At 36.3% G+C, this 20,955-nt stretch carries 16 protein-coding genes and 2 tRNA genes; 10 read left to right on the top strand and 8 right to left on the bottom strand.

All coding sequences use genetic code 11. The features are described from left to right. Positions 1-77: 77 nt before the first annotated feature. The 7 genes from miaB to JOE44_RS18075 all read right to left on the bottom strand — a co-directional run bounded on the left by miaB (position 78) and on the right by JOE44_RS18075 (position 9,276). Positions 78-1,514 carry a tRNA (N6-isopentenyl adenosine(37)-C2)-methylthiotransferase MiaB gene (miaB, locus tag JOE44_RS18105; RefSeq protein WP_209786654.1) on the bottom strand — a complete coding sequence of 479 codons (1,437 nt, stop codon included), beginning with the start codon at positions 1,512-1,514 and terminating at the stop codon, positions 78-80. Positions 1,515-1,597: 83 nt separating this feature from the next. Beyond that, a complete protein-coding gene (locus tag JOE44_RS18100; RefSeq protein WP_209786653.1) occupies positions 1,598-2,326 on the bottom strand; it encodes a hypothetical protein in 729 nt (242 codons plus the stop codon). 14 nt (positions 2,327-2,340) lie between these two features. Beyond that, the gene (locus tag JOE44_RS18095) at positions 2,341-2,823 is read right to left on the bottom strand and encodes a hypothetical protein (protein WP_209786652.1); all 483 of its coding nucleotides are present in this window, start codon (positions 2,821-2,823) and stop codon (positions 2,341-2,343) included. Positions 2,824-2,956: 133 nt separating this feature from the next. Further along, entirely contained in the window at positions 2,957-4,690 is a 1,734-nt protein-coding gene (locus JOE44_RS18090; RefSeq protein ID WP_209786651.1) for a thiamine pyrophosphate-dependent enzyme, read from the bottom strand. A 222-nt stretch (positions 4,691-4,912) separates the two neighbouring features. Continuing rightward, on the bottom strand, positions 4,913-6,115 hold the full coding sequence (lysA, locus tag JOE44_RS18085) for a diaminopimelate decarboxylase (RefSeq protein ID WP_209786650.1): 1,203 nt from the start codon (positions 6,113-6,115) through the stop codon (positions 4,913-4,915). Between the two features lie 261 nt (positions 6,116-6,376). After that, the gene (locus tag JOE44_RS18080) at positions 6,377-7,600 is read right to left on the bottom strand and encodes a 3'-5' exonuclease (protein ID WP_209786649.1); all 1,224 of its coding nucleotides are present in this window, start codon (positions 7,598-7,600) and stop codon (positions 6,377-6,379) included. A gap of 149 nt (positions 7,601-7,749) precedes the next feature. Then, complete coding sequence (locus tag JOE44_RS18075; protein WP_209786648.1) at positions 7,750-9,276, bottom strand: helicase HerA-like domain-containing protein; 1,527 nt, start codon at positions 9,274-9,276, stop codon at positions 7,750-7,752. Between the two features lie 140 nt (positions 9,277-9,416). Between JOE44_RS18075 and JOE44_RS18070 the strand changes: the two genes are divergently transcribed. From JOE44_RS18070 to JOE44_RS18055, 4 genes are all read left to right on the top strand, one after another. After that, positions 9,417-10,478, top strand: a complete 1,062-nt coding sequence (locus JOE44_RS18070) for a hypothetical protein (RefSeq protein WP_209786647.1) — start codon at positions 9,417-9,419, stop codon at positions 10,476-10,478. Between the two features lie 201 nt (positions 10,479-10,679). Continuing rightward, a complete protein-coding gene (locus JOE44_RS18065) occupies positions 10,680-12,089 on the top strand; it encodes an MBL fold metallo-hydrolase (RefSeq protein ID WP_209786646.1) in 1,410 nt (469 codons plus the stop codon). 4 nt (positions 12,090-12,093) lie between these two features. Next, entirely contained in the window at positions 12,094-12,471 is a 378-nt protein-coding gene (locus tag JOE44_RS18060; RefSeq protein ID WP_209786645.1) for a rhodanese-like domain-containing protein, read from the top strand. Positions 12,472-12,484: 13 nt separating this feature from the next. Continuing rightward, entirely contained in the window at positions 12,485-12,784 is a 300-nt protein-coding gene (locus JOE44_RS18055) for a thioredoxin family protein (protein ID WP_034692844.1), read from the top strand. A gap of 133 nt (positions 12,785-12,917) precedes the next feature. Here JOE44_RS18055 and JOE44_RS18050 read toward each other — a convergent pair whose 3' ends face one another. Next, the gene (locus JOE44_RS18050; RefSeq protein WP_209786644.1) at positions 12,918-13,670 is read right to left on the bottom strand and encodes a nitrilase-related carbon-nitrogen hydrolase; all 753 of its coding nucleotides are present in this window, start codon (positions 13,668-13,670) and stop codon (positions 12,918-12,920) included. 225 nt (positions 13,671-13,895) lie between these two features. On the opposite strand from JOE44_RS18050, the gene JOE44_RS18045 reads away from it, so the two are divergent. The 6 genes from JOE44_RS18045 (at position 13,896) to JOE44_RS18020 (ending at position 20,759) form a co-directional block, all read left to right on the top strand. Then, positions 13,896-14,336: a DUF6646 family protein gene (locus JOE44_RS18045; RefSeq protein WP_105684037.1), complete on the top strand. Its 441-nt coding sequence runs from the start codon at positions 13,896-13,898 to the stop codon at positions 14,334-14,336. Between the two features lie 106 nt (positions 14,337-14,442). Continuing rightward, positions 14,443-15,933, top strand: coding sequence for an RIP metalloprotease RseP (gene rseP, locus JOE44_RS18040; RefSeq protein WP_209786643.1), 1,491 nt, complete (start codon positions 14,443-14,445; stop codon positions 15,931-15,933). Positions 15,934-16,013: 80 nt separating this feature from the next. Next, positions 16,014-16,087, top strand: a tRNA-Asn gene (locus tag JOE44_RS18035). A 496-nt stretch (positions 16,088-16,583) separates the two neighbouring features. Continuing rightward, positions 16,584-19,766: a S41 family peptidase gene (locus JOE44_RS18030; RefSeq protein ID WP_209786642.1), complete on the top strand. Its 3,183-nt coding sequence runs from the start codon at positions 16,584-16,586 to the stop codon at positions 19,764-19,766. A gap of 64 nt (positions 19,767-19,830) precedes the next feature. Then, entirely contained in the window at positions 19,831-20,550 is a 720-nt protein-coding gene (locus JOE44_RS18025; protein ID WP_209786641.1) for an AAA family ATPase, read from the top strand. 135 nt (positions 20,551-20,685) lie between these two features. After that, positions 20,686-20,759 (top strand) — tRNA-Asn (locus JOE44_RS18020). Positions 20,760-20,955 lie beyond the last annotated feature (196 nt).

Below are 20,955 nucleotides of genomic sequence, written 5' to 3'. Positions count from 1 at the left end.
TCTTTCCTTCACAATTTACTAAAAATATTACGGTAATATAACCGCTGATCTTCTTTTCAGAATATATATTTCTTATACTATTCCGCTGTTCTCCCTAAAAGTGTGCCTTGTGTGTTGTCATATACAAAAACATCCACAATGTCACCTATTTTCTGTCCTTCAAGCTGATCGAATACACATACTGCATTCTGAGAGTTTCTTCCTTTCCATTGATTTTTGTTCTTTTTGGAAATTCCCTCAATCAGAATTTGATGGATTCTTCCAACATAAGATTTCATTCTTTGTTTTGAAAGTTCACCCTGAAGCGCAATAACCTCAGCAAGACGTCTCTGTTTCACATCAGCAGGAATATTGTCTTCCATTTTCTTGTGAGCCGGAGTTCCCGGTCTTTCTGAGTATGCAAACATATAACCGTAATCATATTCTACTTCTCTCATCAGGCTTAAAGTATCCTGATGATCTTCTTCTGTTTCATTACAGAATCCAATGATCATATCCTGAGAAAAGGATACATCAGGAACAATTTCTTTCGCTTTTTTAATCAGATCCAGATATTCTTCACGGGTATGCTGTCTGTTCATTGCTTCAAGCATGTTATTGCTTCCGCTTTGTACAGGAAGGTGTACATATTTACAGATATTGTCGTGTTTTGCCATCATTCTGAATACATCCAGACTCATATCCTGCGGATTTGAAGTAGAGAATCTGATTCTCATTTCCGGAACAGCTTTAGCAACCAAATCAAGAAGCTGAGCAAAGTTTACGGCTGTTGCTTTCTGCATTTCAGATGCTTTGACAAAATCTTTTTTAGGACCTCCTCCATACCAAAGGTAAGAGTCAACATTTTGTCCTAAAAGGGTAATTTCTTTGTATCCGTTGTTGGCAAGATCTTTACATTCTTCTATAATGGAGTGAGGATCACGGCTTCTTTCTCTTCCTCTGGTAAAAGGAACTACACAGAATGTACACATGTTATCACAACCTCTGGTAATGGTAACAAAAGCAGTAACACCGTTTCCGCCTAAACGAACGGGATTGATATCGGCATAGGTTTCTTCTTTGGAAAGGATTACATTAATTGCATCTCTTCCATCATCAGTCTCTTTTAAAAGATTTGGCAAATCTCTATAGGCATCTGGCCCTACAACAAGATCCACCAATTGTTCTTCTTCTAAGAATTTGGTTTTTAGTCTTTCCGCCATACATCCCAAAACACCTACCGTCATATTCGGTCTTTCTTTTTTGAGGTTTTTGAACTGGGAAAGACGCATTCTTACGGTCTGTTCTGCTTTTTCACGGATGGAACAGGTATTTAAAAGAATCAGGTCGGCTTCTTCTACCTTCATTGTTGTATTATATCCCTGTTCATTAAGGATGGATGCAACAATTTCAGAGTCAGAGAAGTTCATCTGACAACCATAGCTTTCTAAAAATAGTTTTTTAGAATTCTCCGGTCTTTCTGCAATAGCAAAAGCTTCGCCCTGTTTTGTTTCGTCTATATATTTTTCCTGCACGATAATCAATTTAAGGTTCGCAATCATCAATTACGAACAAATAAGTTTGCAAAGATACAAAATATTGTGACAGAATGTCAGGATTATCTTTCAGTAAATGTTATTGAAAACTGTACCGGAAATGAAATCCTCTCAACGATAGGAATATCTTTATAGAAAGCTGGTATCCAGATCTTTTTTATCCTTGCAAGAGTTCGCATAAAATCAATATTGAAATTTTTATTATCAACTTCAGGATAAATTCTGGGGTTAGTAATACGGCCGTCTTTATTGATATAAAACTCCAAATTTACTTTTCCGTTAAGCTGATAATCGGAAAAAATCGTCATAAAATTATCATGAAATAAGGTATGAAAAGCTTTCGATCCTTCAGGATATTTGGTATGCGCTACAAATTTATTGGCATCATAACCAGGCTGATAATTGCTCATCAGATCCTTTGGATATAAAATAAATTCGGTAATAGCTCCTATTTTCCATCCTTTTGCTTCGGCAGGCTTCCATTTTTTAAGATTTTTAAGAACTTCTCTGGAAAGATCATATGCACATTTGTTCCTTGCAATATTAGCAGTATCCTGATCTTTAATAAATTTAACTTCAGCTTTTTCTGTTACAATAATTCGGGGTTGATAAATTTCCTTATCACTACATTCTTTAAAGTTATTCTTGACAAGATATTCATGAACATCTTTATAAAAATTAACGATTCCTCCTTCATAAAAGCTTTGTTTTTCTGGGTATTCATCAAGTATCTGTGCCTTACAAATAGATACAAAAACCAGAAAAAACATAATAAATTTTGTTTTCATCATTGTATTTAAATTATTTAATCTATATCAACTGAAACTGAAGAAAAGTTCATTTTAACTTTGATCTGTGAAGCTACAGGCTGTCCGTTACACGACGCGGGAGTCCAGTTTTTCTTTATTCTTCTTACGACATACTGCATATCATCAAAAAAAACTTCACTGTTCTGAACTTTAGGCATTCCCTTTACATCAACAACTTTTCCTTTGTCATCAAGAACCAGAGTAAATGTAAAGTCACCAGTAAGCGCATAGAAATCCGAATTGAGATAAGCATACATATATTTGTTCAGAATGTCTTTATAGGCTGCAACGCCTCCTTCATAAGCTGCAGGTTTAAAATCATTGCATTTTACAGCAACCTGCATAAAAGGTTCTTTGATATCTATTTTTAAAAGGTTTTTATTACTTTCCCTGATAAATGAATCATCTCGTTCTTCCTGATCCTGTGCCAATGAAAAATTCGCTGCACATAAGGCCAAAAATAAAAGTATCGTTCTCATAATTTTGTTTCCTAATAATAAACAAAGGTAAATATTTAGTCTATTGGTAAAAAAGAAAAACTTCACACAAAGTATGAAGTTTTAAGTATGAATCCTGAATTCAAGGTAGATTTGAAATCTTTATATTCTGACCTTATAGCAGACCTTTGATGTGTTTATAATTCGTTTTCACCGTTTCAAAAACCTCATCCATTTTACCGCCAAGCATCAGTTGCGCCATTGATTTGGTCATTCCCATAATCTGATCAAACTCAATTTTAGGAGGAAGAGCCAATGCATTAGGATTGGTAAAAATATTCAAAAGATAAGGACCGTTGTGATCCAGACATTCTTTGATGGCACTTTCCACATCTTCCGGCAGGTGTACATTTTTTCCGGGATAGCCCATCGCATGGGCTACCATCGCAAAATCCGGATTAATCATATCTGTTTCATTATCGGGCATTCCTCCCACTTCCATTTCCAGCTTTACCATTCCCAGGGTTCTGTTATTGAATACAATCAGTTTTACCGGCAATTTATATTGAAAGATAGTCGCCATATCACCTAATAACATGGATAATCCTCCATCTCCACACATAGCAATAACCTGCTTTTCAGGATGAGCCAGGGCAGCACCAATTGCCATAGGCATTGCATTCGCCATTGATCCGTGATTAAATGATCCCAGCATTTTCCTTTCCCCTGTTCCTGTAATAAATCTGGCTCCCCAAACACAACACATTCCAGTATCTACCGTAAAAATAGCATCATGTTTAGCAAGTTTGTCTAGAGTATGTGCCACATATTCCGGCTGAATAGCATTCTCTTTCCCAAAATCTTTCACATACTCCAATTGGTTTTCTTTTACTTTATCGTAAAATGCCAGCTGCTCATTCAGAAAATGAACATCTGTCTTTTCTTGCAGTAATGGCAGTAATGCTTTAATTGTTTCTTTAACATCTCCTGCAAGCCCCAGCTCCAGCTTTGCCCTTCTTCCTAATCTTTCAGGGCTTTCATCAATCTGCACTATTTTATTTTTTACAGGCATGAATTTTTGATACGGAAAATCCGTTCCCAAAAGAATCACGAGGTCGGCTTCATGCATAGCGTGATAAGCTGAAGGAAATCCTAATAATCCCGTAAGTCCCACTTCATTAGGGTTATTCGGCTGGATGGCCATTTTCCCACGAAATGAATATCCTACAGGGGCTTTCAACAGGTTAGACAATGCTATCACCTCATCACGGGCTTCAGCAGCACCTATTCCACAATATACTGTTACTTTTTTACTATTGTTTATGAGTGTGGATAAGCTTTTTAACTCAGTATCCGAAGGCCTTATTACAGGATTGGTTTTAAAGATTTGAGTGGAAGTAGATCCTTCTTCAGCATCCAGTTCGGAGACATCTCCCGGAAGACCTATCACGGCAACTCCTTTTTTGGAAATCGCATGTTGAATAGCCGTTTGAACGGTTCTCTGCACCTGCTCCGGACGGGTAATCATCTGATTGTAGTAGCTGCAGTCATCAAAAAGTTTTATGGTATTGGTTTCCTGAAAGTAATCCATTCCCATTTCATCACTGGGAATGGTGGAAGCAATCACCAACATTGGAACATGAGAGCGATGGGCTTCGTAAACTCCATTAATCAGGTGAACGTGCCCAGGACCACAACTTCCGGCACATACGGCCAACCCATCAAGCTCTGCTTCTGCCGCCGCTGCATACGCTCCTACTTCTTCGTGTCTTACATGAATCCATTGGATACTGCTTTTTTTAACAGCAATATTCAGATGATTAAGACTATCACCGGTTACTGCATAAATTCTTTTCACATTGGCATTTTCGAGCATTTCAACAATCTGCTCTGCTATGTTTTTTGCCATAATTACTCTATTTTGGTGGTTGTTTTTTTGGTGAAAAATAGTAATTGAGAAGGACAATCGTCATCCTATCCCTATCAAATTTAGCTAATTAAATTGAAATTCCCCCGTTATTACCATGTTAAAACTTTGTGAATTTATAATGAAACTTTACAGATTGGATGTTTACTTTAAAACAAAACAGCCACCCAAAAAAGGCGGCTGTTTATATAATATGTTTCAGATTTACATCACTACTTCGATCTGATTTCTCAACAGATCTTCAAATTCATCTCTCTTACGGATAAGGTGTGCTTTTCCATCCAAGAACAACACTTCAGCAGGCTTTAATCTTGAATTGAAGTTTGAACTCATTTCAAAACCATAAGCTCCTGCATTATGGAAAGCAAGGACATCTCCTTCTCTCACTTCATTAAGTTTTCTGTCCCATGCAAAAGTATCTGTTTCGCAGATATTTCCTACTACAGTATAAATTCTTTCCGCTCCTTTTGGATTGGATAAATTTTCAATCATATGGTAAGAATCGTAGAACATCGGACGGATCAGATGGTTGAATCCTGAATTCACCCCAACGAAAACAGTAGCTGTTGTTTGCTTAATCACATTAGCTTTAACCAATAAATATCCGCTTTTTCCTACTAAGAATTTTCCGGGTTCAAACCATAGCTCGAATTTTTTTCCTGTAGATTTTGAAAACTCAGAAATTACTTTTTCTACTTTCTTCCCTAATGTTCTCACATCAGTTTCTTCTTCACTGTCCTGATAAGGGATTTTGAAGCCGCTTCCCATATCCAGATATTTCAGGTTCGGGAAATGTTCAGAAAGTTCTAACATGATTTCCAGAGCCTGTAGAAATACATCCGGATCTTTGATCTCGCTTCCTGTATGCATGTGAAGTCCTTCAACATTCAGGTTTGTGCTTTTCATCACTCTTTCAATGTGACGAACCTGGTGAATGGAAATACCGAACTTACTGTCGATATGTCCTGTTGAAATTTTATAGTTACCTCCGGCAAAAATATGCGGGTTGATTCTTACTAAAATAGGATAGGTATTTCCGTACTTATTCCCGAATTGCTCAAGAATAGAAATGTTATCAATGTTTATATGAACTCCAAAAGTCATTGCTTCCTCAATTTCAGCCAAGTCAACACAATTGGGAGTAAACAAAATCTTCTCTTTCGAAAATCCTGCCTTTAATCCAAGTTTAACTTCGTTAATCGATACACAATCCAAAGAAGCGCCCAGGTTCTTGACATACTTAAGAATATTGATGTTCGTCAAAGCCTTCGCTGCGTAGAAGAACTTCGTATGTTTTAAGAAAGAAGATGTAAGTTTTTCGTATTGAACTTTGATGGACTCAGCATCATAAACATACACCGGGGTGCCAAACTCAGTGGCAATCTTTAATAATTCTTTTGAATTCATAATTTCATTTTAACATAAAAAAAGGCAGATTCTTTCAAAAAAGAGTCTGCCGCATTGATTATTTTTTATGCAAGACAACTCTTTTAAATATTCCAAACCTTAGAGAACCTTACAGCTCCCTTTTTTCCAGTTTTAATTTGTTTAAAATTTTGCATTGCTACTATTTATTTTTTGCAAAAATACTATTTATTTTTTATTTTACGAAAATTGATTTGAAAAGCATCTTCTTTCATATCAACTTATAAAGTGTTAATTCCTATATCATTTCGGTAAAGGCAGAGTTTCAAAATCGCTTCGAAGCAGTGCCAGCTGCAATTCATTATTCAAATCCGTGGAGGATAATGGAAGGTCAATTTTTAACTTAGCAAGCTTACTTAAGGTTTGAATTTGTGTAAACAATTCATAAAAACCAAAGGAAACTACTTTTCCATTTTCTATGATTAAAAATAATTTTTCACCCAATTTCCTTCCCTGTCCCAGCCAAAGTTCATTTCTTTTTCTGAATTCAATTTTCTGTTTCAAAGCAGAAAAATCTTTAAATTCTTCCTGAGAACCGATAAATTGAACCGCTTTGCTTCCTTGGGTAAATGATCTGAATTTTAAGACTGGTTTTTCAGTTTTATTGAGTGTATTTTTTTCAACTATATATTTATTATTCCTGAAATAGAGTCCGAAAGGCAGAACTTCTTTCTTTTTAATATTCTTAGAATTCAGAATCAGCTTGGCAATAGTGTCTGTTCCGGTAAGCTCAAAATTAATCTGCTCCACCTCTTTCTGGATCTGTTCCCATTTTTTTGATTTGGAATTGAAGACTTTTTTGGAAAACTTATTGATATCCTGAACATAATCCGAGAACATAATCCGTCCGGATTCATCCTGAAAATAGACAAAACCTTTATCATTAGGAAGATCCTGGGTAAGCTCTTTGATCTTATTGATATAGGTTTTTGCGTTGGACTCATCATGCTGTTTCTGAATGATCTCATTTTCGGTATCCTTCGAAATCAGAAGTTTAAAAAGCTCTAACGTAGCTCTGGCATCACCTTCTGCCCTGTGGTGGTTTGTCAAAGGAATCCCCAAAGACTTCACCAATTTTCCCAACGAGTAACTTACCTCATCAGGGATCAGTTTCTTCGCCAATGGAATTGTATCTAATGTATTGATTTTGAAATCATAGCCAAGCCTTTTGAATGACTGACGAAGCATTCTGTAATCAAAATCAATATTATGCCCTACCAACGTTGTATTTTGAGTTATTTCGATAACTCTTTTGGCAATTTCATGAAATTTCGGGGCAGTTTTGACCATTTTCGGGGTAATACTGGTCAGCTTCTGCACAAAAGGAGTAATATCACCTTCAGGATTTACCAGAGATATAAACTGATCAATAATTTTCTGACCATCATATCTGTATATGGCGATATCTATAATGCATTCATTTCTATAACCTGCACCATTACTTTCTATATCTATAATTGAATACATTTAATATTAACTGCTGTTTTTTTGTCATTTATATGTAAAACCGGCGTCTTTTTCCCGATAAAATCCGGCTCTATTTTTTCTTGCTAAGTAAAGATAACCTGCTAAAATAACAAAAAATATGTTAAAATATAACAGATTATTCTTCAAAATTATCTTCTTCTGCCTCCCAGACCAAACATTCCGAGAATAGCTTTTGCTCCTTCTCTCATTAATGTACTGGTAAAAGTACGGCCTGCTTTACTCTGCAATACCTGTTCAAACATTCCCGGTTCTTCTTTTACTGGTCTGGTCTTCTGTGTAGGAGCTGGATTTTGTGCAGCCTGTTCCATTCTGTTAGTAAGCATTTCATAAGCAGATTCTCTATCAACTGACTGCTCATACTTTGCAACAAGAGCTGATTTTGAAGTCAGATCAGAGACTTCTGCTCCACTCAAAACATCCATTCTTGATTCCGGAGAGATCAGGTAAGTATGCACTAATGGGGTAGGAATTCCTTTTTCATCCAGAGCCGTAACAAATGCTTCTCCAATTCCCAAGTTCTGAATCAGGCTGGAAGCATTGTAATATTCTGTAGTAGGATAATTTTCAACAGCTTTGGTAATTTCTTTTTTATCTTTTGCGGTAAAACCTCTTAAAGCATGCTGTATCTTCAATCCTAATTGGGAAAGTACATTTTCAGGAACATCACCCGGAATCTGAGTAATAAAATAAATTCCTACTCCTTTGGAACGGATGAGTTTTACCATTGTTTCAATCTGTGAAAGAAGGGCTTTGGAAGCTTCATCAAAAATCAGGTGGGCTTCGTCTATGAATAATACCAGCTTTGGTTTACCACTATCTCCTTCTTCCGGAAACGTCATATAAATTTCCGCAAAAAGCGAAAGCATGAATGTTGAGAAAAGCTGTGGCTTGTTCTGAATATCTGCTACTCTTAAAATATTAACCACTCCTTTTCCGTCTCTTGTTTCCAGTAAGTCATGAACATCAAAACTCAGTTCACCGAAGAATCCTGCTGCTCCCTGTTGTTCCAGCGCAACAATAGATCTTAAAATCGCTCCGAGAGATGATGGCGCAATAGATCCGTAATTGGCTGCAAGCTCAGCTTTTCCTTGTGCATTATCCGTCACATACTGAAGTACTTTCTTCAGATCATTAAGATCAATCAATGGAAGGCCCTTATCATCACAATATTTGAAGACAATAGACATGATGCTTTGCTGCGTATCATTAAGCTCAAGGATTTTGCTGAGTAAAACAGGACCAAATTCTGTAACCGTAGCTCTCAGTTTCACTCCTTCTCCTCCGGAAATACTCATCAGTTCCACCGGAAAGCCTTGTGGGTTATAAGGAAGCTGCGTTTTGCCATATCTTTCCTCAATGATAGCATTCATATGGCCGGCTTCTGCAATCCCGGAGAAATCTCCTTTAATATCAAGAACCAAAGAGGGAATTCCTGCATGGGAAAGCTGTTCTGCAAACACCTGTAATGTTTTTGTTTTTCCTGTTCCCGTAGCGCCGGCAATAAGACCATGGCGGTTAATCGTTTTCAGGGGAATGGTTACGTTTACCTCTGTGACTACTTCTCCATCCAGCATTCCTTTTCCTAATATTATATGCTCTCCTTTCGGAGTATATCTAGCGTTGAGTTCTTCAATAAATTGTGTTTTGTCTGCCATTTGATCGCTTTTTTAACTTATAAATATAAAATTTTTTGTAAAAGTCTGAGTAATTAAAGTAATATTATATGATTAAATTTTGTTCTAAGTTCATTAAATTTACTACTCACTTAGCCATGACAACAACATATATACCACATATGATTTCATTTAAGAAAATTACATTCGTTATTCTTTCTATTTTTTCCACATTATTTTTTTCTCAAAAAAGAAATGAACCTGTCAATTTACAGATAAAAGGAGATTACACCCATACACCTACTTCGGTAGTCTTTCCAACTTTATGGTGTGGTTTTCAAAGAGAAACGATCACCTCTTATGATATACAGAATAAACACGTCGTAGTAAGCTATGTACAGCAAAACAGTAAAAAAAGCAAAACGGTTCTTACTTTATATCTCTATCCTAAAAAATCAGTTGACAATCAGCTATTGAGGGATGAATTTGCTGTATATGAAACGGTTCTTAATCAGAATTCTAATAAAAGTGTAGATCTAAAACCTATGTTTGGAAGCTCATCCAATGATAAAGTAAAAGTACATTATCTCTATTCAATATTTGATCATGCCATGGGTGAACGTGATTTTTTTAAAGGAGTAAAATATACGGATAAGAAATCTCTCCTCGCCATTTATGAATGTGGAGGATGGGGCTTTAAAATAAGGGTTTCAAGTGATGATATGACTTCTGATCAACTGGCAGAACTCAAAAATAAAACTGAAGTCTATTTTGGGTTATTGGACATTGCATCCAAAAGATCTCTTCCCATCAGCAATACTCCTGATATTATTTTATCTCCCGTTATCAAAAGAGATTCTATGATGATTAATTCTGTAATTGCTGCAGCTGATGCAAAAATAGAATGGCTGGGTAAAAATTCAGAAAAAAAAGAACTTTTGACTGGGTTTAATGATATGAATATTGAATCTGAAGTATATTCCATACAGAAAATGATAGAATTCTATAAAACCCATGAAAAAGATTGGCCCATGCATGCAGACACTAAGAAATATTTTGATGAAATGATCAGGATCGCAGACCATGGGAAGATTAAAGATTATCTCTATGACAAATACAACAGGCTGATTCAATATGATGAAGGAGAAGCTAAAAAAGAAGAATATCTTCAATTCAAAACTGATAAAAACATCACGGAAAATACCAATGAAATTCTTTACAAAATATACTATATCATTGAGTAAAGGAATTATGCTTCAAAAGCTAAACATGATATAAAACAGCATTTCCCAATTGTCTTTATGTAAGGCATTCTTTTTGCTGAAAAACATCTTACGTTAAACATCCGTTTAACAAAGTATTGAAAGAAACTATCAATGGGATTTAACATTTCATTTAGAATTTATCTAATACTTTGTATCTTTAACTCATTAAAAAAAGACCCAATGAAAATTGAACAAATATATACGGGCTGTCTGGCTCAGGGTGCCTATTATATTGTATCAGAGAATGAAGCTGCCATTATTGATCCTTTAAGAGAAGTAAAACCTTACCTAGATCGTCTGGAAAAAGACAATGTCACTTTAAAATATATTTTTGAAACTCACTTCCATGCTGATTTCGTATCAGGCCATCTGGATTTAAGTAAAAAAACAGGTGCTCCGATTGTATATGGACCTACGGCCGCTCCGGAATTTGAAGCCATTATTGCAGAGGATAATCAAATTTTTGAAATTGGAAAAATAAAAATAAAGGTAATGCACACTCCTGGACACACTATGGAAAGCAGCACTTACCTTTTAATCGACGAAAATGGTGTTGAAACTGCGATCTTTACAGGTGACACTTTATTTTTAGGAGATGTTGGAAGGCCAGATCTTGCGCAGAAGGCAACGAATCTTACTCAGGAAGACCTTGCAGGAATTCTCTACGACAGTCTTCAGAACAAAATCATGCCATTGGATGACAGCATTACGGTTTATCCTGCTCACGGTGCCGGATCTGCCTGTGGAAAAAATATGCAGAAGGAAACGGTAGATATTTTAGGAAATCAAAAGAAGACAAACTACGCTCTTAATCAACCAGATAAAGAATCTTTTATCAGAGAAGTACTTGACGGTTTGACCGCTCCACCGAAATATTTCGGAATGAATGTCGCTTTAAATAAAGGCGGTTATGAAAGTCTGGATGTTGTGATGAACAAAGGGATGCAACCTGTTGCTCCGCAAGATTTCGAAGCATTGGCCGAAGAAACCGGAGCATTAATTTTAGATACCAGAGGAGCTGCAGATTTCCATAAAGGATTTGTTCCTAACTCTATCAATATAGGTCTGAAAGGTGATTTCGCACCATGGGTAGGAACACTTATTGTGGATGTAAAACACCCTTTATTATTGGTAACTGATGAAGGTACCGAAGAGGAAGTAATCACCAGACTGAGCAGAGTAGGCTTTGATAATGTAATAGGATATCTGAAAGGCAGTTTTGAAGCCTGGAAAAATGCAGGTAATGAAATTGACGAGATCAAAAGAATCACTCCAGCCGAATTCGCAGAACAGTTTACAGAAGACTCTACAGTAGTGGATGTAAGAAAACTGACTGAATATTCTGCCGAGCATATTGACAATGCTTACAACAAGCCATTGGATGCCATCAGTGACTGGGCTCGTACGATTGATGATTCTGAACATTTCTTTCTGCACTGTGCCGGGGGATACAGAAGCATGATCGCAGCAAGTATCCTTAACTCACACGGAATCAGAAACTTTACTGAAATAGAAGGAGGTTTTAACGGCATCAAAAAGACGGAAAAATTCCCGACTACAGATTTTGTCTGTCAATCCAAAACATCGTAAGATCATGAAGATACGGTTTTTTGGACTTGTTTTAGCAATGGCTTTTACGCTAAGTGCCTGTAAAACATCTCATACGACTATCATACCCAAAGCGAACATCAAAGAAGTGGTCAACAGTTCTGATGTTACATTGGTGGATGTCAGAATTCCGGAACAGTATTCGGCAGGAACGGCAAAAAATGCCATCAATATTCCATTAGCGGAGATTCAAAGCAATATAGAAACCCTGAAGGGCAAAAAAGTTGTTGTGTTCTGCAATAAAGGAGTTCAGGCAGATCAGGCTATGGAAATACTGAAGAAAAATGGAGTTGAAGCCTATGATGGAACAAGCTGGAAAAATGTAAAAGCGATCCAGGACGAAACAAACAAAAAAGCAAACTAATAAAACCCAAACTATGTCACAAAAATTTCAGGAAATTATTGATTCTGAAAGACCGGTACTTATTGACTTTTTCGCAACATGGTGCCAACCTTGTAAAGTACAGTCTTCAGTATTAAATACGGTAAAGGAAAATATTGGTGAAGGAGCCAGAATCATAAAGGTAGATGTAGACCAATATCCTGCACTGGCAGCTCAATACGGAGTGCGTGGAGTCCCCACACTGGCCATTTTCAAAAAAGGAGAAATGCTATGGAAGGAAAGTGGTGTTCATGATGTGAATACCCTCACACAACTTTTACAAGAATATGCTTAAAACTGTAATTTTTCACAGTTTTTGCTTTTTATAATTCCCGCAGATCGCACAGATTTCCACAGATAATTATGTTTATTTTTCTTTATATAGAAATTAAAAATCTGTGAAGATCTGCGAAATCTGTGGGAAAATCCTAAAATTCAATAGAAAAGGAATCTCTATCATTCAAAAACTGGAAATGCTTTCTAAAATCGTTCAATTCTTCCATATATAGTTCTGCAGATACAAGATTTCCCTGTTTCTGAGAAATTTCTTTTCCATCCCCAAAGAAGCAGTGAGAGCTCTCCTGATAAAAGAGGTTATTTCCATCCGTTCCTATTCTATTTAAACCAAATACGAAAGATAAATTTTCAATGGCTCTGGCCTTTAACAAATGTTCCCACGCTCCTACTCTTTTCTCCGGCCAGTTTGCAACATATAAAACAGCATCATAATCATCATTATTTCTTGCAAAAACAGGAAAACGCAGATCATAGCAGACCTGAAGCAGGAAACGTATCCTTTTATATTCAACGATTACCCTTTCTTTCCCTGGTGTATAAACTTTATCTTCACCCGAAAAGGAAAATAAATGCCTTTTGTCATAGAAAGCCGTTTCACCATCCGGTTGTATAAAATACATTCTGTTGTAAAAATTTCCGTTTTGCTCTACGGGAGCACTTCCACAGAAAGCTGCATTTTTTTCTTTTGACATTCTTTTCAAAAACTCCAGTGATTCATTATTCCGATCCGAAACTTCAGAAGCATCCATACAGAAACCCGTTGAAAACATTTCAGGAAGGAGAAACAGATCTGCTTCCACATTTTGCAGTTCGTTTTCTATGAGTTTAAAATTGTCAGTTTTATTTTTCCAGATGATATCTAAATTAAGCCCTACAACTTTCATCTTTTATTCTTTTTTTAAATTATTCCAAATCTGATGTATAAAAATACAGCTTTTATGATTACAAAAGAGGAATTAAAACTGCTGAAAAGACGATTTTATCCACAAAAACAGAATCCTTTTTCATAATAATTTATTAAAGTCACCCATTTTCATAGGACTGACATTCTTTCGGTTTCATTTTTGATAGAAGTATTTTTTATTAATATCCTTAAAAATTAAAAATTTATGAAGAAATTGTTTTTTATGGTGACGATCTTATTTTTTGGTGCAATGGCCAATGCTCAGGCTTGGACAGGAAAAGGAGATCAGAAAATACAACTGGGGCTGAGTGCCTGGGGATATGGAACCGGAATAACGGGAACTTATGACTACGGACTCAATCAACTTATTTCAGTAGGAGCTGGTATCAACGGCTATTTTGACAATTATAAAAACAACGATAAGGATAATCGTGTTTTTGTTTTCGGGAGACTGAACTTTCATTTACAGGAAGCACTGAACCTGCCTTCAAAATGGGATATCTACCCAGGAGTGGACCTTGGCGTTCTGGGAAAAGACTTTGGAGTGGGTGCTCACATCGGAGCCCGCTATTTCTTCACAGAGAAAATAGGAGTCTTTGCAGAGGTTGGTAATAATGGAAGCCTTGGGGTTTCTTTCAATTTATAAACAAATCGTCTTTAAATATGACAAAGCTTCTCGTTTCGGGGAGCTTTTTTATTTGGCATAGTTTTGATAATTGTTACCTTTGCAAATTAAAATCTAAAATTTATTAATGGAAATAGCAATCAAACTTTTTCAGTTCATTCTGAGCATCTCTATACTAGTGCTTCTTCATGAGCTTGGGCATTTTTTACCCGCAATATGGTTCAAGACAAGAGCAGAGAAGTTTTTCCTGTTTTTTGACCCTTACTTCTCCATATTCTCCATGAAGAAAATCAATGGAAAATGGCAGTACAAATTTTTATCAAAGAACCTGCCGGATTCTGAAGTAATAGAGGTAAACGGAAAGAAGGAAGAAGTTCCTATCGATATATCAAAACTTCCGGACAACGACTGGAGAAAACATCCTGAACAAACCAAATACGGAATCGGATGGCTGCCTTTCGGAGGGTATGTGAAGATTGCAGGAATGGTAGATGAAAGTATGGATACTGCCCAAATGAAAAAACCGGCAGAACCATGGGAATTCAGATCAAAACCGGCCTGGCAGAGACTTATTATTATGCTGGGAGGGGTTACTGTTAACTTTTTCCTTGCATGGTTAATCTACAGTTCTCTATCTTTCTTCAATGGAGAAACGTATACAGATATCACGAAATTCAACAACGGTATTGAAGCTACTTCAGCTGGAAAGAAAATGGGATTCCAGAATGGTGACAAAATCATCAGCGTAGATGGAAAACCGGCAGAAAGACTTGAAAACACTTCAATCAATATTCTTTTAGGAGACAATGTTACTGTAAACAGAAACGGACAGGAAGTCACTTTCCCGGTAAATGCTGACGGTGTTGCGGATGTTCTTAAACAGAGAGAAGCGAAACTATACATTACACCAAGAGTTTCTATGGTTATTGATTCATTAGCCACTCCTTCTTCTCAGGCATCCGGTCTTGCGAAAGGTGATAAAATTGTGGGAATCAACGGTAAGAAAGCAGCATTCTTTGATGAAGTAAGTGCTCTTTTAGCTGAAAATAAAGGAAAAACAATTACTGTAGACGTTGAAAGAAACGGAGCTGTACAAACCTTACCTTCAGTTTCTGTTGATAAAAACGGAAAATTAGGAATAGCTATTGATACAAAAAGCATTGCAAAAGAAATTGTAACCAATAAACAATATTCTTTCGGAGAAGCTATTCCAAGAGGATTTACAAGAACTATCGAGGCGTTGACCACTCAGGTTAAGCAGTTCAAAATTATGTTCAACTCTAAAGTTCAGGGGTATAAAAATGTAGGAGGTCCTATTGCGATTGTAAAGAATATGCCTGTAGATAAAGATGCTGACGGAAGCTTTAAAATCAACTGGGTTGCTTTCTGGAGTTTTACAGCGATGTTCTCCGTATGGTTGGCATTCCTGAACCTTATTCCTATTCCGGGACTTGATGGTGGCCACGTTTTATTTACTTTATATGAAATTATTGTAGGAAAACCGGTTCCACAGAAAGTTTTAGAGAATGCTCAGATGATTGGAGTTATCTTCCTGCTAGGCTTAATGTTACTCATCTTCGGAAGCGACATCTTCAAGGTATTCACAGGGAAATTATAATTTTTTTAAAATTTTTCTTAAAAATATTTGTAGGGTATAAATATTCGTCCTATATTTGCACCACTTAAAACAAAGGACATTCCTCCTTAGCTCAGTTGGTTAGAGCATCTGACTGTTAATCAGAGGGTCGCTGGTTCGAGCCCAGCAGGAGGAGCAAGAAGACTTACAGAAATGTAAGTCTTTTTTTGTGTCTTACTATGAACTATTTCATAGCAAGGACTCCAAATCTGAGAAATTACACACTTGTAATTTAAATATAACGCAAAGGATTAGTAGCTGGTACTTCATTTTTAAGGAAGCAAAGGCGGAATCAACTTTGTTGATTCTTTCTAAGCGCAAACATAACCATTCAGATTCATCAGCGACTCTGTCGCCTTCTTAGCTATCTTAAAATAAGATGAATGAAAATAATCTTTGCGTTTTGTAGAACCAATGAGTCCAACACAAAAAATAAATATTTGTAATTTTTCTTCAGTTTTCCAAAAACACACCTCTTTTTTATTGGATTTTATCAGCCTTTAAAGCATTTTACCTGTAACTATTTCGTTAATCATCCGACTATTCTTTTTTAGAGTAATCCGGATTGAGAAAATTTTCACAAATAAACATTTTTCTAAAAAGGCAAAAAAATAACAATACCCAATTGTACCATGAAGAAAACTATTATTTCGTTACTAACAGCATTTTCTATTATAGGAATTTCAGCGCAGGAAAAGTCATATTTTTTATCAAGTCCCTCATTAAGCCCTGATGGAAAAACAGCTTATTTCGCTTACGATGGTGATATCTGGAAATCAGATTCCAATGGTGGAAATGCTTCAAGAATTACTGCACTGGACGGAGAGGAGATCAATCCCCGTCTTTCTCCTGATGGAAAATGGCTTGCCTTCAGTTCCAACCAATATGGAAATTATGATGTGTATATAATGCCTGCAGGAGGAGGGACAATAAAGCAGCTAACCTTTCATACCGGAAGAGATGAAATGGAAAGCTGGGCATGGGACAGTAAAACCATTTATTTTACGTCCAGCAGAAATAATAACTTCGGCAGTTTTAAAACAACCATTGAAGGGAAAACACCACAAAAACTGTTCAACAATTATTTTAACAATACCAACGGTCTTGTAGAAACACCTGCAGGAGAATATCTTTTCACGAGTTCTTCGGAAAGCGCTCATCAGGTACAGAGAAAGCGTTATAAAGGAGAAAACAATCCTGATATTCTTGGATACAACCCAAAAAGCAATTCTTTCAAACAGTACACCCATTACGAAGGAAAGGACTTCAACCCAAGTGTAGATAAAAATGGTATTATTTACTTTATTTCTGATGAGAACAACGGGGAATACAATCTTTACAAACTTGAAAATGGTAAAAAGACTGCTTTAACCCAATTTGATACTTCTATTAAAAAACCGTATGTTTCAGCGGATGGATCTAAAGTTATTTTTGAAAAGGATTATCAGCTTTTCACTTATGATGTAGCCTCAAAAAATACCACACCTCTTACCATCAGTCTGAATGCCAACAAAACACTGGAAAAAGCACAGAATTTCAATGTTGAAAATAATATTTCCTATTACGATGTATCGCCCGATGGTAAAAAGATGGCATTCATAAGCCGTGGAATCATATTCGTTTCAGATATTGAGGGAAAATTTTCCCAGCAGGTTTCTGATGGGAAAGAACGGGCAATGGAAGTAAAATGGCTGAAAGACAACAGAACGCTCCTTTATAATCAAACATATAACGGCTATCAAAACTGGTTTACGATTCCTGCAGACGGGAAAGGTCAACCAAAGCAATTAACGGAAGATTTACGCAACAACCGCAATATCACCCTGAATAACGACCTTTCAAAAGCAGTTTATTTAAGCGGTCGTGATGAAGTAAGATTGCTGGATTTAAAAAGCTTCAAATCTACAACCATTGTAAAGGATGAAATATGGGCTTTCCAAAACTCCAGACCTTCTTTTTCTCCTAACGATGAATATGTATTGTTTTCAGCGAAGAGAAACTTTGAACTTGATATTTTCATCTACAATATTAAAAAAGCACAGACCCTGAACCTTACCAACACAGGTGTTTCAGAGGAAGATCCTGTATGGTCACCGAATGGGAAGTATATTTATTTCGCCAGCGACAGAACCAATCCGTCCTATCCTTTAGGCATGCAGAAGTCTAACATTTACCGCATGGCGCTGGACTGGTTTGATGAACCTTTTAAATCTGAAAAATTCGATAATCTTTTTACTGAAGAAAAGAAGGAAACAAAATCTTCAGATAAAGCAAAAGATAAAGACAAGAAGGATAAAAAAGACGACGAAAAGGAAAAAGAGAAAAAAGAAGAAAAAGAACCGGCTATCAAAGAACTGAAAGTAAATCCTGAAGATACGCTGGACAGAATCGAGCTGGTTACGGACCGATATGGGTATCAGGACGATCCTGCCGTTTTTGCTGATGACAAGAAAGAAATCCTCCTTTTCAATTCTAATCAGGATAACGGAAAAAGACAACTGTTCAAAAAAGTTTTCACAGATTTTGAACCTGCCAAATCAGAAAAAGTTTTCGATAAAGCAGCTTATTACCTTACTAAAAACGAGAAAAACCTCTTCGCTCTAATAGAAGGTAATATTTATAAAACAACGGTTGCCGCATTAAAACCTGAGAAAATAAACATTCAATATAGTTTTGACAAGGATCTGGCGTCAGAATTTACCCAGATGTATGCTGAAGCCTGGACGGGTGTAGAAGAAAACTTCTATGATGAAAAGTTCCATGGCATTGACTGGAAAGCAAAAAAAGAACAGTACGCCAAATATCTGCCGTATGTGCATAACAGAAATGATCTGCGAATTTTACTAAATGATCTTTTAGGTGAGCTTAATTCTTCTCACACAGGATTTTCTTCTACAGGGAAAGAAGAAACCATGTTCCTGAGCTATTTCACCAACGAAACAGGAATTACCTTCAAAAAAGACCAGCCTTACACCGTAGAAAGCATTTTGAGAAAATCTCCGGCTTACCGCTCAGGAGTTGATATTAAACCTGGCGACCAGCTGATTTCTGTAAACGGAAAAAAAATTGATCCAAACGAAAATATCGAAACGTATTTTACAAGCCCTAAAAAACAGGATGAGCTTGTACTCACGTTCAACCGTGATGGTAAAAATGTAACCGCCAAAGTGCATCCGATTTCTAATGGAGAATTAAAAGGATTACTTTACGACGAGTGGATCTACAATAATCACCAGCGTGTTGATAAGCTTAGCAACAACAAAATAGCTTATTCATGCATGAAAAACATGTCTACTGATGAGCTGGACCGTTTTCTTTTGGATATGGTAGAGCAGGAAAACAGAAAAGATGCTGTTATTCTTGACCTTCGTTATAATACCGGAGGAAATGTTCATGACAAAGTATTGAATTTCCTTTCTCAAAAACCTTATCTGCAATGGAAATACCGTGAAGGAAAAATAACGACACAACCTAATTTTGCCCCTTCCGGAAAACCAATTGTCCTTTTGATTAATGAAGCTTCCTTAAGTGATGCAGAAATGACTGCAGCCGGATTTAAAGCATTGAAACTGGGTAAAATCATTGGCCAGGATACCTATCGATGGATTATTTTCACTTCAGCAAAAGGTCTTGTAGACGGTTCTTCTTATAGATTGCCTTCATGGGGTACTTATACGCTGGACGGACAAAATCTTGAAAAAACAGGAGTAAAACCTGACATTTACGTTAAAAACACCTTTATGGACCGTCTTCAGGATAATGATCCTCAGCTGGAAAGAGCTGTTCAGGAAATACTTAAGGATTTGAAGAAATAAGGATTACCTCTTATTTTTTGCACATATTTTGCTTGATAAGAGGTAATCATTTTTATCAAGCAAAATGCCTTATTTATCCAGGATTTATTTAAAAGATAATTGTCCACAAGACTTCCCCTTCACCCTGCCTTTTTTGCGCAAGGGTCTAGATATAAGACTAAAAAGCAATGTTACCTTTTTTGTTGGCGAAAATGGAATTGGAAAATCCACTCTGCTTGAAGCTATTGCAGACAAGTGTAATTTCAATGTTGCCGGAGGAAATCGCAATCATAATTACAACTTTCATAAAACAGAATCGACGCTGTCGGAATATCTTACTCTTTCCTGGCATCATAAAACTTCTCAAGGTTTTTTCATGAGGGCTGAAAGCTTTTTCAACTTTGCGACCTATATTGACGAAGTTGCTGAAGAGGATCAAAGAGTTCTGGAAGCCTATGGAGGGAAATCTTTACACCAGCAGTCCCATGGTGAAGCATTTTTATCATTATTCCATAACCATTTTCAACACGGAATTTATCTTCTTGATGAACCGGAAGCTGCTTTATCACCACAAAGGCAACTTTCCTTACTCTCTATTATTCACAAATTAGAAAAAACAGGGAAGGCTCAGTTTATAATTTCAAGCCATTCTCCGATCTTAATGAGTTATCCGACTGCAGAAATTTATCTGCTTGATGATAAAATTCAAAAAATACACTATAAAGAAACAGAGCATTATCAGCTCACAAAGAATTTTTTGGAATCACCAGAACGCTATTTTCAACATTTATTTGAAGACATCTAACTTTACCTGAAATTTTCTGAAAATATTTCTTATTGAATTTCAATACATTTAGTTAAAAACTATTAAGAATAAAGGATAAAACTTGCTTGGTACGGATATTCATATTATATTTGCAGCACCTAAAACAAGGGAAATTCCTCCTTAGCTCAGTTGGTTAGAGCATCTGACTGTTAATCAGAGGGTCGCTGGTTCGAGCCCAGCAGGAGGAGCAAAAAGACTTACAGAAATGTAGGTCTTTTTTCATTTATAATCATAATGAAAAAGAATGAGAATCACTCCAAAAGGGAAAGACTTTTTACCGACTATTAATCCTCTGATTCTTATCCTTTAAGCATCAAAATTTCCTTTTTAATTTTCACAAACGCATATATAATTTTCGCTACATTTGTCGTTTTATATTATAGA

It is taken from the genome of Chryseobacterium sp. PvR013, from assembly GCF_017833095.1.
GTDB classification, from domain to species: Bacteria; Bacteroidota; Bacteroidia; order Flavobacteriales; family Weeksellaceae; genus Chryseobacterium; species Chryseobacterium culicis_A.
The sequence above is the reverse complement of the archived record's forward strand: the minus strand, read 5'-3'. Positions and strand labels throughout refer to the sequence as shown.

What these genes read in the sequence shown, in the direction of transcription:
- JOE44_RS18100 (WP_209786653.1), bottom strand. Translation starts at nt 2,326, where the DNA reads ATGATGAAAACAAAATTTATTATGTTTTTTCTGGTTTTTGTATCTATT.
- JOE44_RS18095 (WP_209786652.1), bottom strand. Translation starts at nt 2,823, where the DNA reads ATGAGAACGATACTTTTATTTTTGGCCTTATGTGCAGCGAATTTTTCA.
- JOE44_RS18090 (WP_209786651.1), bottom strand. Translation starts at nt 4,690, where the DNA reads ATGGCAAAAAACATAGCAGAGCAGATTGTTGAAATGCTCGAAAATGCC.
- lysA (WP_209786650.1), bottom strand. Translation starts at nt 6,115, where the DNA reads ATGAATTCAAAAGAATTATTAAAGATTGCCACTGAGTTTGGCACCCCG.
- JOE44_RS18080 (WP_209786649.1), bottom strand. Translation starts at nt 7,600, where the DNA reads ATGTATTCAATTATAGATATAGAAAGTAATGGTGCAGGTTATAGAAAT.
- JOE44_RS18075 (WP_209786648.1), bottom strand. Translation starts at nt 9,276, where the DNA reads ATGGCAGACAAAACACAATTTATTGAAGAACTCAACGCTAGATATACT.
- JOE44_RS18070 (WP_209786647.1), top strand. Translation starts at nt 9,417, where the DNA reads ATGATTTCATTTAAGAAAATTACATTCGTTATTCTTTCTATTTTTTCC.
- JOE44_RS18065 (WP_209786646.1), top strand. Translation starts at nt 10,680, where the DNA reads ATGAAAATTGAACAAATATATACGGGCTGTCTGGCTCAGGGTGCCTAT.
- JOE44_RS18060 (WP_209786645.1), top strand. Translation starts at nt 12,094, where the DNA reads ATGAAGATACGGTTTTTTGGACTTGTTTTAGCAATGGCTTTTACGCTA.
- JOE44_RS18055 (WP_034692844.1), top strand. Translation starts at nt 12,485, where the DNA reads ATGTCACAAAAATTTCAGGAAATTATTGATTCTGAAAGACCGGTACTT.
- JOE44_RS18050 (WP_209786644.1), bottom strand. Translation starts at nt 13,670, where the DNA reads ATGAAAGTTGTAGGGCTTAATTTAGATATCATCTGGAAAAATAAAACT.
- JOE44_RS18045 (WP_105684037.1), top strand. Translation starts at nt 13,896, where the DNA reads ATGAAGAAATTGTTTTTTATGGTGACGATCTTATTTTTTGGTGCAATG.
- rseP (WP_209786643.1), top strand. Translation starts at nt 14,443, where the DNA reads ATGGAAATAGCAATCAAACTTTTTCAGTTCATTCTGAGCATCTCTATA.
- JOE44_RS18030 (WP_209786642.1), top strand. Translation starts at nt 16,584, where the DNA reads ATGAAGAAAACTATTATTTCGTTACTAACAGCATTTTCTATTATAGGA.
- JOE44_RS18025 (WP_209786641.1), top strand. Translation starts at nt 19,831, where the DNA reads ATGCCTTATTTATCCAGGATTTATTTAAAAGATAATTGTCCACAAGAC.